Source organism: Veillonella sp. LMAG:90 (assembly GCF_008679445.1).
GTDB lineage: Bacteria > Bacillota > Negativicutes > Veillonellales > Veillonellaceae > Veillonella_A.
The window spans coordinates 715,334-729,865 of record NZ_NAND01000001.1; the positions used below are offsets into that span (position 1 = coordinate 715,334).

The 14,532-nt window shown below is 41.5% G+C and carries 12 protein-coding genes; 11 read left to right on the forward strand and 1 reads right to left on the reverse strand.

Translation table 11 applies throughout. The features are described 5' to 3' along the window. Positions 1–2: 2 nt before the first annotated feature. From CCC71_RS03140 to CCC71_RS03190, 11 genes are all read left to right on the forward strand, one after another. Complete coding sequence (locus CCC71_RS03140) at positions 3–4,775, forward strand: hypothetical protein (protein ID WP_296332922.1); 4,773 nt, start codon at positions 3–5, stop codon at positions 4,773–4,775. Further along, positions 4,726–6,567: a phage tail fiber domain-containing protein gene (locus CCC71_RS03145; protein ID WP_296332925.1), complete on the forward strand. Its 1,842-nt coding sequence runs from the start codon at positions 4,726–4,728 to the stop codon at positions 6,565–6,567. Before CCC71_RS03140 ends, CCC71_RS03145 begins: the two co-directional genes overlap by 50 nt. Next, positions 6,567–6,863, forward strand: a complete 297-nt coding sequence (locus tag CCC71_RS03150) for a hypothetical protein (RefSeq protein WP_296332928.1) — start codon at positions 6,567–6,569, stop codon at positions 6,861–6,863. Before CCC71_RS03145 ends, CCC71_RS03150 begins: the two co-directional genes overlap by 1 nt. A 3-nt stretch (positions 6,864–6,866) precedes the next feature. Next, positions 6,867–7,379, forward strand: a complete 513-nt coding sequence (locus CCC71_RS03155; RefSeq protein ID WP_296332931.1) for a phage holin family protein — start codon at positions 6,867–6,869, stop codon at positions 7,377–7,379. Continuing rightward, positions 7,366–7,875 (forward strand): peptidoglycan recognition protein family protein, encoded by a 510-nt coding sequence (locus CCC71_RS03160; RefSeq protein WP_295294659.1) that lies wholly within the window; start codon positions 7,366–7,368, stop codon positions 7,873–7,875. The genes CCC71_RS03155 and CCC71_RS03160 overlap by 14 nt, the downstream gene beginning before the upstream one ends. After that, positions 7,859–8,416: a hypothetical protein gene (locus CCC71_RS03165; protein ID WP_296332934.1), complete on the forward strand. Its 558-nt coding sequence runs from the start codon at positions 7,859–7,861 to the stop codon at positions 8,414–8,416. The genes CCC71_RS03160 and CCC71_RS03165 overlap by 17 nt, the downstream gene beginning before the upstream one ends. Before the next feature lie 92 nt (positions 8,417–8,508). Further along, a complete protein-coding gene (locus CCC71_RS03170) occupies positions 8,509–8,715 on the forward strand; it encodes a hypothetical protein (protein ID WP_295271147.1) in 207 nt (68 codons plus the stop codon). Positions 8,716–8,833: 118 nt separating this feature from the next. Continuing rightward, a complete protein-coding gene (locus CCC71_RS03175) occupies positions 8,834–9,088 on the forward strand; it encodes a hypothetical protein (RefSeq protein WP_296332937.1) in 255 nt (84 codons plus the stop codon). Next, the gene (gene terL / locus CCC71_RS03180) at positions 9,088–10,791 is read left to right on the forward strand and encodes a phage terminase large subunit (protein ID WP_296332940.1); all 1,704 of its coding nucleotides are present in this window, start codon (positions 9,088–9,090) and stop codon (positions 10,789–10,791) included. Before CCC71_RS03175 ends, terL begins: the two co-directional genes overlap by 1 nt. 392 nt (positions 10,792–11,183) lie before the next feature. Next, positions 11,184–12,488: a tyrosine-type recombinase/integrase gene (locus tag CCC71_RS03185; protein WP_296332942.1), complete on the forward strand. Its 1,305-nt coding sequence runs from the start codon at positions 11,184–11,186 to the stop codon at positions 12,486–12,488. Between the two features lie 87 nt (positions 12,489–12,575). Further along, entirely contained in the window at positions 12,576–13,559 is a 984-nt protein-coding gene (locus CCC71_RS03190) for an asparaginase (protein WP_021841606.1), read from the forward strand. Positions 13,560–13,715: 156 nt separating this feature from the next. On the opposite strand, the gene CCC71_RS03195 is transcribed toward CCC71_RS03190, so the two are convergent. Continuing rightward, a complete protein-coding gene (locus CCC71_RS03195; protein ID WP_412192151.1) occupies positions 13,716–14,516 on the reverse strand; it encodes an adenosylcobinamide amidohydrolase in 801 nt (266 codons plus the stop codon). Between the last annotated feature and the right edge of the window lie 16 nt (positions 14,517–14,532).

Here is a 14,532-nt window from a genome sequence, read left to right on the forward strand (position 1 = left end):
ACATGGCAACACATTGGTTTTTAGCACGAATACATGAACTTGCTGAAGCTGAGTATGGTAAAACATTTGCAGATTTACTTTTATATCAACAAAAAGGGGAATCTACAAATGGTACAAGTAAGGTATTCATGTTAACGAACAACCCCGGTGGGTTTACGCAAGGTCAAAAGCCAAATCGTTCAGGTGCTAGGCAACCAGAAGAAGAAGGAGCAAACTTTTATAAAGAGTATGATACACCTGAACAGGCTTATGATGACCTTAAAAGAAGTTTCTTTAATTACTACCCTGAGATTTATAACGCCAAAAGTATTGATGAGTATGCATCTATCTTAAAGGCTAATGGCTACTTCACTAAAGATTTACCTTCATATATTCAAATGATGATAAATAATAGTGGTGAAATGGGCGAAATTTTGCGTGACCATAATTATACCTATCAGGGTAGTGGTGGAACAGCTGATGAAAAAGAATGGGCTGACCCTATGAGTGGCTCATATGGTGGACTTAACCCCTTCTTTGTTGGTCAGAACCTTCCTATTTCTCCATATGGCTTAGGTGGGTCATTAAATAAAACTGGTGAATGGGTAAGCGTAGCTAGAGGAAACCGTACAGACTTAGGTGGAAGCTGGAGTGCCTTCAAAGACAGTTTTGCAGATGCATGGCTAAACAACGGTACAATTAGTCTAGGAAGAAACGCCCTGATTACCAAGGGTTATGACTTAATGGGTATGCCAAGGGAAGACCTTACAACCCTTAATGAAGCTACTTTAAAACAGACACTAGCTAACTTAGGTATGACTGAAGATGAGTACAACTCTAAACAGGGTAGACGTTATGAAACCTTTGAGCAAATCAAGTCACAAGCATGGGACACCCAGCAGTTACTCTTACTGGCTAAAATGAAGGGTGAAGACCTTGACCGTGAAGAACGTATTGAAGCACGAGGGACAACCGCAATGGGAGTGGCTGGTATGCTTACTGGGACACTTTTAGACCCACTCAACCTTGTACCAGCACTAGGTCAGGAAGCCCTTGCAGTTAAACTCATGGGGCGTGCTGGTGGGGCACTGGGAAGTAAATTGTTGTCTTCTCAGTTTGCACACATTGCTGAGATTGGTTTAACCAATGGTTTAATCAACGTTGGTGACCAGTATGTAGCTAACAAGGCTGGTTTCTGGAATCAACAAAATTATGGACTTGCGTTTGCACTGGGTGCTGGTGCTGGTGCTGGGTTGTCTTTCCTTAGACGAAATCAGTTGGTAGCACCAGATAAACCTAAAGGTAAAAACGTACAGACCTTTGAGAATGAAGTTGAAACTACCAGACAAAAAGCAGTCAATGGTATCACTGAAACTGAACCAGTGAAGCCTAAGACAAAGATTGACCCTGAAACCATTGCACCAGAACTTAGGGAACCGCCTAAGGTAGAACCTTTAGGTGGACTTAAACGCCTTGATGATGACCTTGTAGAACCAGTGATGTTGAACATTCAGAAGAAAGATGGACTTGTTGACAAGGAACTCATCAATACCCTTAATGAACGCTATGACTTGAAAATCAAAGGGGACATTACTGGGGACACACTAGGCAGATACCTTCACAATGAGCCTGATGTGTCTTATGTCCGTTCTACTAAACTGGTCAAAACTATGGAAGCCTATGGACTGGAAACAGTTGAAGACATGGCTAGACATGTACTGGCGTACAATAAGCACTCTAAGACAGGTGCTATTAAGGAATACTTTGAAGACATCATTGGTGGCAAACTTAGTGATGCTCAGTTTCTGGACGTTGCTAGACACATCAAAGAGGGTGGCACATTCAAGAACCTTACACTGAAACTTGATGATGGTAGTATGTTTGTCAATGGTGAACGTGTGTCTAAAGACAACATCATTGGTAAGGCTATTGACAATGACCCTATCTTTGATGACCCTTCAGAAATTCCTGAGCTATTCATGCATGAAACAACTGTTAGAAAAGTTGGTGAAGGTAAACCTAAGAAAGTACCAGACAAGGACTATGACCCCTTTGGTGCTGAAAAAGATGGACGTGTTGAAGACAATGAGTTAAGCCTTAGAAGTCAAGATGCAGTTGACCGGGAACAGCAACTGGGTGGCAATAAGATTGTACAAGTGGCTGGACGTAAAGCAGAAACCAATAGACTTATTGGCAACCGCTATGGTGTCTTTATTGACTCAGTATCACGAACCATGAATAAAATCGCTAAACTCATGGGTATTGACCCACGAATGCGTGACGTGAACACTGGGAATCGACCACCAGTATCAATGGAAAAGAAAGTATTCATGAAGAAGTATGAGAAACCTCAAAGTGACTTCCGTGTTGCCTTTAAAGACTGGTGTGTTGAAAACAATACGTTACCAACAGCTAATGCTAAAAGACGCTTTAATGAAGAAGTTAACAACGTGTATGACAGCAAGCATAACCCTTACAATGCTGATGGTTATACATCAAGTAGCAAAGCAATTAACAATGCAGTAAAAGCAGTAGAGGACTTCCGTGAACTTGACATGCGACTTCACAAATTAGCTGGTACACTTCCTGAAGACTTTCAGGGTGCTGGTGAGTTATGGAGAAGAGTTGACTATGATAAGCAAGGTGTCTTACGAACGAAATTCTCTAGTGATAAAAAATTCTTCAACTTCATTAAAGACATGGCAATGGAATCAATCAAATGGAACGATATTGACCCTAAATTCAAAGAAGAATACATTGAGTTGCTCCAAATGTCAGACAAAGAAGCTGAAGAAATCATGCGTAAGAAAGGTATTGATTTTGTCATTGGTAGGAATATCAGTGGTAGTAGCAATGCGTTTAAAGACATGGACGCCGTGAAGGGCTACATTAAGAATCAGATTTTGTCTAAAGATGAAAACATGTTTAGAGAAGTGGTGGCTGGCCACTGGGCTGAACAGGTAACAAAACGTCAAGATGACATCTTAAGTGACGTGCATGTGTCTTCTAATAAGCTAGGATACTATCAAGCACGCTTACCTATGGACACTAACAAAGTCTTTGAGTTACCTGATGGCAACTTGTTTACCTTTAATGACAGCTTAAGGAATCAGGACTTAGACACCATTATGGCTTATGTAGCTAACCGTTCGAGTGGCACAATGGCACTTAAGCGTGCTGGTATAGACAACCCAGTGACTGACTTAAGACAAATCTATGAACGAGTAGAGGGTGAGTTGTCTGAAGCCGTTCAGAAACGGTTAATACCAAGGTCACAAATGACAAGAGAATTAGAGGAACTTAAAGATGTATTCCACAACATTAGTGGTGCTTTAATATTCCCTGAGCATATCCACCCAGACAAAGTACCTGACATGATTAAGCGTATTCTCTTAGGTGAATCTTATAGACAAAATGGTATGAACTTTGGCGTCAACCAGATTGGTGAAATGGTAGGTGGCACTGGAGTTGTTGGTGCACGAGCCTTATTCCACTACATACCAGCCTTGCATGACCTATTGCACAAACTTAAGTATTCTAAAGACTTCAGTGCTAAGCAGTTGAGTGTCTTTAAGGATATGCACTTAGGTCACGAACTGGCACAGCACATCTGGTACAACCCTAAGTTACAACGAAATGTATACGGCTCAATGGCTGAACAGCAAGGTGTCACAATGAAACTCTTAGGTAACATTCAGAGTGCAGTTGATTTTGGTGGCAAGGTCACTTCTACAATCAATCAAATCTCACGATTGACACACCTCAGTGTTGCCGGTATCAAAGCCGATATTATGCCTGAGATGATGTTATGGGCTAGAGGAGAATTTAATAGTACCCTCAGAAAGAACCTCTTTAGTGACAGACACTTAGCTGAAGCTGGTATCAGAAATGCTGATGAATTTAAGAAAATTCTTAGAGATAGACTGATGAACTTAGGTGATGAAGACGATGCATTGTCTAAGGCAATCACTAAGTGGCAAGATGAAGACCTCACCAGTTACATGAAGCTAGAAGCATTCCTTGACCTTGCAAGTCAACGTGCTATCTTACAGCCTGACCTTTGGAACACGGCTAGAAAGTACAATGGTTTTGCTGGACTGGTACAGGGTATTGTCTTCCAGTTTAAGAACTTCTCACAAATGGCACTTAATGGTCACTTAGGACGCATTCTGAATAGCCGTGAACGTGAAGACTTTAACTTGCTCATGACAACATCAATTAGTAATGGTGTCATCTGGGCTACTTCAGTATTCTTCAATTCGTTCAAATACTTTGGCAATGATGAGCAGAAACGTCAAGAGTACCTTGAAAAGACACTCACACCTGAACGCTTGATTACCACTGGTATGCTTAGAAGTAGTGTGTTGTCTGGGTTGTCTTTTGCCAATGACGCATGGGAAGTTGCTATGGGTGGTACTACTAGCCGTACTACAGTTGACCGTGACCCTAACAAGCAAGGTGGCTTACTGTACAACTTATTTACTCAGTTACCAGCCACACAGAGTGCTTATCGAGCATTCAATGGTGCAACCAGTACGCCTGAAATTATGGCTAACTTAATGGCGAATAAGGACACTGATGTTGACCCATTGGTACGCTTATTCCCTCTTGACCGCTGGTTACCAGTGAAGGGGGCATTGTCCATCTTAGCTGACAAAGCTGACTTAGAACAGAAACGCCAAAGAGAACGCAAGCGTAAACAAGATGAACGCAATAAGAAGAAGTTAGAACAGAGAAAGGAAAAGAATGGACAACAGAACGTACAAAACCAAAGTTTACTTGACATGCTCAAGTAGTCAAAAGAACTATACTTTTGCATTCGACTACATTAACGCTAAGTATGTCAAAGCAATGTTTAGTGATAGTAAAGTGTTAACATGGGGAACTGATTATGTTGTCAATGGGCACACCTTAACACTTACCAAGGAACCGACTAATGGTGAACTTTTGATTATCTATCGTGAAACACCTACCGACAAAACAGTCGAGTGGTACGATAGCAGTATCTTAAGAGCCAAAGATATGAACCTCTTTAATACCCAGTTGTTACACGTCAATGAAGAAAATACTGACCGACTGGCTGACAGTGGTATTCAAGAAGACAAAATTGATGGACGGTGGGACGCTAGGGAGAAATCTATCAAGAATCTCAAAGCCCCTACTGAAAACAGTGAAGCAGTCAATTTAGGCTTTCTAAAGAAAACCCAAGAATCATACCTTAATGCAAGCCAAGCGAAAGTCAATGAAGCAACCACTCAGGCACAACTTGCGACTAATCAAGCGAATAACGCTAAGGAGTACGCAAGACAAGCTAAGGCAAGCGCTGATGCAGCAAGTATGTCACAAGTGCAAGCCAGTACAAAGGCTAGTGAAGCCCAAGCGAATGCAAGTAGTGCTAGCAATAGTGCATCCAATGCGAGCACCAGTGCTGACAATGCAAGCGCCAGTGAAACCAATGCATTCAACAGTGAACGAACCGCTAAGGGACATGAAGACAAAACTAGGGAGTACATGGGAACTACTTTGTCTTATAAACTTGATGCAGGCCAAAGTGCAACCAATGCGAACAACTCAATGATACAAAGTGCAACCTATGCAGAAGAAGCTAAGAAGTACCGGGATGAAGCTAAGGCAATCGCTGGTAAAGATTTTGTGACCAATGAAGCCTTTGAGAGTTACAAGCAGAGTGTACCAAATAGCATTCAAGCCAAAGTAGACAGTCATAATGAATCACCAGATGCTCACCACCAGTTGTTTCAAGATGTTAACCAAAAATTAGATACAAAGGCTACTAAGAATGAGTTAAACACAATGAAAGACAATGTGAATAACCAGTTGGCAAACAAAGCGGATAGGGCTGACTTGTCTACTAAACGTGATATTAGTAACGCTACATTTAGCAATAATATTGTTGTCGATAATGGAGAATGGAGTGGCCTAGAGCTTAAAACTAGCAATGGTAAGTATATGCAAATTGAAGTGTCACCAGATAAAGATAATCGAATTGGTACACTTATAAGGAAAAATAGTAATGGTGCGACTGTAGCATTACTTAATCTACCAATGCGAACAGGAACACTGGCAACTACTGACCAAATTCCTGAAGGTGGACTAGGGAATGCACCATTTAGGCAAAATAATACATCAAATGCACACCTTATTAAAAACAACTATTGGGGATTATGGACAAGCACAGGAACACTTAATTTTGACTGGTTTAGCGCCAATAAGAACCCTTATGTTGCATTTGACACTCAGGGAATTAAAATACAGGGTATTTTAGTACGTCATGTTGTATTTGAAAGTACTTCTGGCTCAGGTTTCTGGCGTGAATGGAATGATGGGTGGCTAGAACAGGGCGGGTATGTAGCCTCTAGTGGGAGAGATACTCAACTTAATTACAATAGACCGTTTAGAAGTGAACCAAGTATAAATGTTATAGCTAGAGCACAAGACAGTACTTACCTAAGCGGTTCTCAAAGTAATATGCAGGTATCTTATATGGGTAATACAGGTTGCCGTATTTCTATGTATGACGCTAAGAATTTACAAGGTTACTACTGGCAGGCATGGGGGTGGAAAGCATAATGATAGGACAAAAGATATATAAGACAGACCTAAGTAATTACACCGAGGTAGCACAATGGTGTAACGAAAACAACGCGATGATAGTCGAACGTGATGACTACTATGAGGTAGTACCAGTAGTCCACATTGTTACCCTTGAAGACCAAAAGAGTGAACTTTTTGATAAAGTTGAAATGCTCAAAAGTGCATACGCTGGAGCGCTACTCATGGGTAATGATGTGACAGACATTAAGGCAAGTTTTGAAGAAACAACAGCTAAACTAGCGGAAATCTTAAAGAAAGAACGAGAGGAATAACTATTGGAAAATATACCTTTGAAAGCATTTCAAAATGCATTAAGCATGGCACTATTGATTAGTATTCTTGTCTTTGCCGATGTTATTACCAAATGGTTTTGCATCATAGACAAATACAATCGTGACCAAAAGAGAGAGTGTAGTTTAGCAAATACTTTTAGGGGAATGTTCTTCAGAGCGTGGCAAGAAGGATATTTAGAGAGTAGAAAATTTAGGGAAGAACTAGGGAAGAAATCAAAGGCGTACGGTATAGCAATTCTCATAGCTATTGCCGTGTACCTATTCCCAGACTTTACGGTACAAGGTGTACCAGCAGATGAAGCACTCAGTTTTATCATTTACTTATCAGTAGTGGTAGCTGAGTGCTTTTCTATTGTAGAAAATTTGAAAGAAATGGGAGTTAAAGAAGCAAGTTTTGTACGTGACGGACTTTTAGCAGTCTTAAGAAAATTCGGGGTGAACCCTTCACCAGACATCACTAGAACTGAAAGGAAAGACAAAGATGAATCAAATTGATTTTCAAGACCTAAGCAACTACACAGTACCAGCTAGAGGACAAATCAATAGAATTTACTTGCACTGGACAGCTGGACGATATGGACAACACTTCAGTGACTATCACTTGAACATTGATGCTGACGGAAGCCTATGGACTGACATATATGGCTTTACAGACAAAAAGGCACACACATGGAGAAGAAACAGCAATGCTATTGGTATTGCCCTTGACTGTGCTTATGGCTCATCTATTGGTTATGACGGACAAGTTACTCATGGAAACTACCCACCAACTGAAGCCCAGCTTGACATGTTGGCTAAGGTAGTCGCTAAGTTATGCATTGAAATTGGTATTCCTCTTATGTACCCTACAGTCATGACCCATGCAGAAGTTGCTGACATTGACGGTTATGGAATCTTTGACAGTGACCCAGATATGCGGTGGGACTTGTATGGTTTAGGTGACGAGATTCGCATGAGAGCAGAAAGGTACGCTTATGAGTGGGGACATTAAAAGAGCAATCAGAATCGCTTGTTATGTTGTCTTTATTGGAATACTTGCGACTGGCTTATGGTTTTACCTTTACCAAAAACCACCTGATAGCATTAAGCCCCCAGCGCCACCAACGAGTGAATCAGTAGCGGTACAACATAAGACAACCAACACCACTACTTACCAGTATGTTCCTAAGGCTACACCACAAGACCCAGATGTTGAAGTGTTGTCTAAGCCTAAGCCTATCACAGTGGCAATCAATGGAGTGAAACATGAGATACCTACTGATACCGTGAAGGAAGAGCACAAGTTAGACAATGGCAAGCTAGTGGTTACTGAGGAGCGTGAAGTGAAACTTAACTTGACCATTCCTGAACAGCCTAAGTTTAAAAAAGGTGTATACATCGAGAATGACTTAAGCAAGGGTACACAGGATATTAATGTAGGTGTACGTGCAAGTTATCAGACAAAAGACTTTGATGTTGACCTAAAAGCTGAACTATGGACTAAAAAGGATAAAGACAAAAGAATTACAGCCACTGTTACCAAGTGGTTTTAATAGACATTCAATTTGAAGTGCTGGAAGCGTACCACAGAGCGTTTTTAGCACTTCTAATTGTTTTCTAATGGTTTTATATAGGAGAAGAAACAATGAGTAAGAAAATACGTTTGAGAGTACCTAAGAAAATCTCATATGCAAAAGCAATCAGAGAGAAATGTTTAGAGTGCACATGCAACCAACCTAACGAAGTCAAGTATTGTACCATTACTGACTGTGCATTATTCCCTTATCGTTTTGGTACAAGTCCTGAAACGTATCTCAAACGGTATGAAGAAAATATTATTTTAGTTAAATAAGGCTACTCAGAGAGCGTTTTTAGCACTTAACTATTTTGTCTAGGGTAATTACACCTAAAAACAATTAGAAGTGCTGAAAGTCGTTCCTGAGTAGCTTATTTTGTATAGAAAGGAAAGTATGGACAAGAAGAAGCCTACAGTTTTTGACAAACGAGCGGTTATTGATACCATTGCAGAACTGGAAGTCATGGCGCTAAAGGAAGGGCTGGAAGACCCTGAGTTAAGACGCAACCCAGCATTCCTTGAAAAAGTAAGACGCTTTATGAAAGACCACAAGTTAGAAACCACAGCCAACTTGACCACCATTGTGACCAAAGCCGTGGAACACCAGACAAAAGAAATTCCTATTTTTGATGATGAGGACATGGACTAATGGCAAGCTATAAGTGGAGTAAAGAACAAATTCAGAAAGCTAAAGAAGACTTTCGAGTGTTCCTATTCATTGTATGGGACGCTATTGGTCTTCCTGAGCCTACACCGGTACAGTATGACATTGCGAATTGCCTACAGCACCTACCTAATGACCGCTTTATTATCCAAGGTTTTCGTGGTGTAGCCAAGTCGTTCATCAGCTGTGCTTTTTGTGTGTGGTCTTTATGGAGAGACCCTCAGTTAAAAATTGAGATTGTATCAGCGAGTAAAGACAGAGCGGACGCCAATGCAGTCTTCATTAGAAACATTATTAGAACCATTGATTTTCTTGAGCACCTCTTACCACGTAAAGGACAACGAGACACTCAGAATCAATTTGATGTAGGTGAAGCAGTACCGGATATTTCACCTTCAGTAAAATCAGTAGGTATCACCGGACAAATCACTGGTAGCCGTGCTGATATTCTACTGGCTGATGACGTGGAAATTCCAAACAATAGTGGTACTCAAGTACAACGAGATAAGCTAGGGGAAGCTGTAAAAGAGTTTGACGCCATTATCAAACCTGAAGGAAATATCATTTACCTAGGGACACCTCAAAATGAAATGAGTTTATACAATGAGTTGCAACAACGTGGTTATCATACACGCATATGGACAGTTATGTACCCTGAGACCGGCGCTGAACGTGAGTTTTATGGAGACCGACTGGCTAAACTTATTGCAGACCGCTATGACAGCAACCCAGAGTTATGGGCTGGAAAGCCTACAGACCCTAAACGTTTCAACGAGGAAGAAATATATAAACGGCGTTTGTCTTATGGTAAAGCCGGTTTTGCCCTTCAGTTTATGCTCAATACAAACTTGAGTGATGTTGAGAAATATCCTTTGAAAGTGGCTGACCTTATTGTCTCTAGCCTTGACCCTGAAGAAGCTAGCTTGACTTATAGTTGGTCTAATGAGCGCATGCATCGACTGGCTGATGTTCCTTGTGTAGCACTCAAGGGAGACTATTATCATGAGCCTAATAGTAGAAGCACTGAGACCGTTCGTTATACCGGCTGTTGTATGGCGATTGACCCCAGTGGTAGAGGGAAAGATGAGACGGCGTATGCAGTCATTAAGTATCTTAATGGTTACCTCTTTTTAGTTGAAGTAGGTGGCTTCAGAGACGGCTATAGTGATAGCGTATTGCAACAGTTAGCTAACAAAGCGAAATATCATGGTGTGAATGAGATTGTCATTGAGGGGAACTTCGGGGACGGTATGTTCACCAAACTGTTTACACCAGTTGTCATTAGAACACACCCATGCGCCATTAGTGAAGTAAAGAACTATTCCCAGAAGGAAGCACGTATTATTGATACCCTAGAACCAGTCATGATGAGACATAAGCTCATTGTGAATACTCAAGTTATTATTGATGACTTTGCTATCTATGAGATGAATCAGCAGTATTCCCTCTTTTACCAGTTAACACGCCTCAGTAGGGACAGAGGAAGCCTTGCTCATGATGATAGGCTTGATGCTGTTACCATGGCTGTTAAGTATTGGTTAGACCAAATGGACAGAGACGAACAAGTTGGTATGAATGACCTTATGGAACAACAACTGGAGCAGTGGTTAGACCCTGATAGAGGTATCTTATGGCAAGAAGATAAGGTAGACGTAAGGGGACATTTTAACTACTTAAAGAAATTCTAGCACCAGTGGACTTTTTGAGTGAGAATGTTTTTGATAACGCTAATTGGAACACTTAATACCGCTTTTAATTGGCACACTAATTGGAGATAAGGGAAAACAAAAGAAAAACTAAAGGTATATATACATGAGAGCTAAAGGTTAACTATAAGTTAACTAATAGATACTATAGGTATACTTAAGTATTCCTTATTTACCAACTGGTGAGATGTCCTTTAGCATACTAAAGTACCCTCATGTTCTCCAACCATGAGTATTCCTTTAGACTGACAAAGGGAATACCCACCAGTTGCATATGAATTAAATATTGGTTCTCCTATAGGGGGCTTGCAAGAGACAAATCACTGTTTCATGTAGGCTCCCTTTTTTTTATTTTGAAAGGTAGTGTTGTCTACATGTTATCAGTGAGAACGTTTGCAAGGCGTATAGGTGTTACTGAAGCTACTATACGTAAAAAACTTAAGAGTATGTCAAACTTAAGGCTCAACTCAAGCGGACGATACGAACTAACAGAAGAAACTTATATAACATTTCTTTACAAATTCTATCCAAAATTATATGCTAAAGATAGCCATAGTAACGTGATTGTTCATCAGAAAGGACAATCAATGTTAAGCACAGGAAAAATAAACAAAATAGTTAAACCTAATGGTAAGACCTATTATTACCTTTCACAGTTTCCGATAGGTTACGATGACAATGGAAAGTTAATGTATAGGAAAGCCACTGGTCTACCGTCAAGAGAGGCTTGTGAAGACCTGAGAAAGCAATGGTTAGCTGAACGTGAGACCATGGCTATCACTCAGGAAGACAACAAGTCATTCTATAGTTACTGCAAGAATCTTTTTAAGTCCGATAGGAATCTTGAGGAATCAACCAAACTGGTACGTCTAAGTGTTATCGAGAAGCACCTAAAAGCTTACTTCTCAAAAGTACCATATAATGAGATAACACCTAAGATACTTAATGACTACACTGAGCACTACTTAAAGACAAATGTGTTTAATGTAAAAGTTGTAATAACTAAAGCCCTTAATGAACTATACAAGACTGAGGTACTTGATAGAGACCTAAGACCACTTGTGCGCTATCCTAAGCAAAACCATAAAGACAAAAAGAAGCCTTTGTCTAAGAGTGAAGTCAACTTGGTATTCAATGAAGTCAAAGGACATCGACTTGAGCATGTAGTGCATCTAATGTTTAAGACTGGTCTAAGAATGGGTGAACTACTTGCACTTAATTGGGAGGACATTGAGTTGCTAGAGGATAACTTAATAGTTACTCATGTAAACAAGTCTATAGGGCGTTCTGAAATAGGCTTTATAGAAAAAGCGCCTAAGAACAGACAAAGCATTCGAGAGGTCTACACCTATGACGAAACCTTATGGAAGCTACTGGAGACCGCTAGAGAGAACGCTAAGATTAAATGGGTAGCGCCTAATAGAAGCAATTCGTCTCATATGCACCATATGGGTATCGCTAGAATGCTAAATGAAATTGGAGAGACTATTGGACTCAATGGTACACTCAACCCACATAGGGCTAGACATACGTACATATCCACTTGTCTTCACAACGGTATCAAACCTGAGTACATAGCTCCTCAAGTAGGACATAAAGACACCATGATGATTTATAAGGTGTACGGAAGGGCTACTGAAGAAATCAAAAATGTATTTAAAAACATGTCAAACTATTAGTCAAACTACGTGGGTACTAATAGATGCTATAAGGAACAGCTGTTATAATAATATTGTAAAAACCTTGAATTAAGAGGAGGGTATGCTATGGCATATACTAAAAAAATTGTTGTTATCGGCACCGGCGGCACCATTGCGGGACAAAGCGGTTCGGCCGAAGACTTGACGGCTTATCAGGCGGGGGAGCTTACCATTGACGAAGTGCTGGCTATCGTGCCGGGCGTTGAAAATTATGGCCCTTTTGAAAGTAAACAACTCTGTAATATTGACAGTTCAGATATGACGATGGCTATATGGATGGAGCTTGCCCGGACGGTTCAAGCTGCCGTGGATCGTGAGGATGTAGCGGCGGTAGTCATTACGCATGGCACCGATACAATGGAAGAAGGCTCCTATTTCTTGCAGTTGACGGTGCAAACGAATAAACCTATTGTCATGGTGGGCGCTATGCGTCCGGCCACCGCGATCAGCGCGGACGGACCGCTCAATTTATTACAGGCTATGCAAATAGCCCGTTCTCCTGAGGCGGTAGGTAAAGGGGTGCTCGTTACCTTGAACGGTACGATTAACTGTGCCCGCGAAGTGGTTAAACAACATACAACCGGTTCCGATGCGTTCGGCAATGCCTTTTTCGGTCATATCGGGTTTGTGCAGGACGGCATAGCGCGTTTTTACTATGAATCCTTGCGTAAACATACGGCGGCCAGTGAATTTGCACCGCTTACGGCAAAAGAATTGCCTATGGTGGCGCTTGTTTATTTGTATGGCGGTATTGATTCCAATGTATTACACTCCGTATTACAAACTAAGCCCCATGGCTTAGTGCTCGCAGGGCTTGGACATGGTATTTTGCCGGAACGTATTCGTCAGTTGGTTGAAAACCTTGATATTCCGGTGGTTCGTTCTTCGCGAACCGGTAGCGGCATGGTATCGGCTATGCCGAATGACAGCCGCCACGGCTTCATCGTTAGTGATACCTTGGCTCCTTCGAAAGCACGCATTTTATTGACCTTAGGTTTGACTAAGACGAAGGATAGAGCCGCTTTGCAGGAATATTTTTACGAATATTAATGCAAGTAGCAGTGTAAGAAGCAGTGTAAGTAGCAGTGTAAGTAGCTTAGATTTTGGCATACAAAAACGTGCTATCTTAAGTCATGGTATTTCTTAAGATAGCACGCATATAGTAGGTTAGAGTATGTTAGAGTAGCTAGGAGAGTGTTAGCTTGTTTAGGCCTCAGTGTCAGTCTCAGCTTCTTCCTTTTCATAGGCCGCTTTAGCTTTTTCATAGGCTACTTTTCGCTGAATGTTTTCAAAAGCCCGTTTCATAGCGAGACGAACGCATTTGGCTAAGGTGTCGCCGAATAGGGAATAGGTGCCGCTATCGGTTAATAACTCTCCATTCGTATCGATGGTGAGGACCACGCCGTCGGTGGCTGTACCGGTGGCGTAGGCACCGCTTATAAGGCTGTGAATTTCCTCGTCCCGAAAGGCTGCGCATTTAGCTTCCGTTACGGTGATTAAGGCTTTGGTTAATGCCCCGTCGGTTAAGGCCTTATTGGTAAAAATTAAGAGATTGATTGTCCCGGGTTGGCGGAATTTACCGTCCTTTTCTTCATAGTAATAACCGTCGCCGGCGCAATGAGCGGTCGCTTCAAAACCGCCGGTAGCAATGGTTTCTACAATGACATCACCGGCTGTTACTTTGGCGTACGCATGAAACTCCATGGTAGCACTTGTGATGAGGCCGGTGCAGAAGTTCAACGGATAATCTTCCTGCTCGAATTCGGCACTCAAATAGCCGGCCGATGAGCCGCCGGGCAATTCCTTTTCCGTTTCTACAAAAAACGGCAGATTCTGATTGCGAATGGCCATGATGTGATGGAGACCGCCATTTAAAGGACCGGTGCTCAAGCTGTAGCGCACATCGTCAAAGGCAACGACGATGGCAGTGTGGTGAAGCTTGACTTGACCGCCTACGGCTAATTCCGAAGGGGCCGTATATGGATTCTGTATAGTTGGTTTTGTCATAACTGACTCCTGTTAT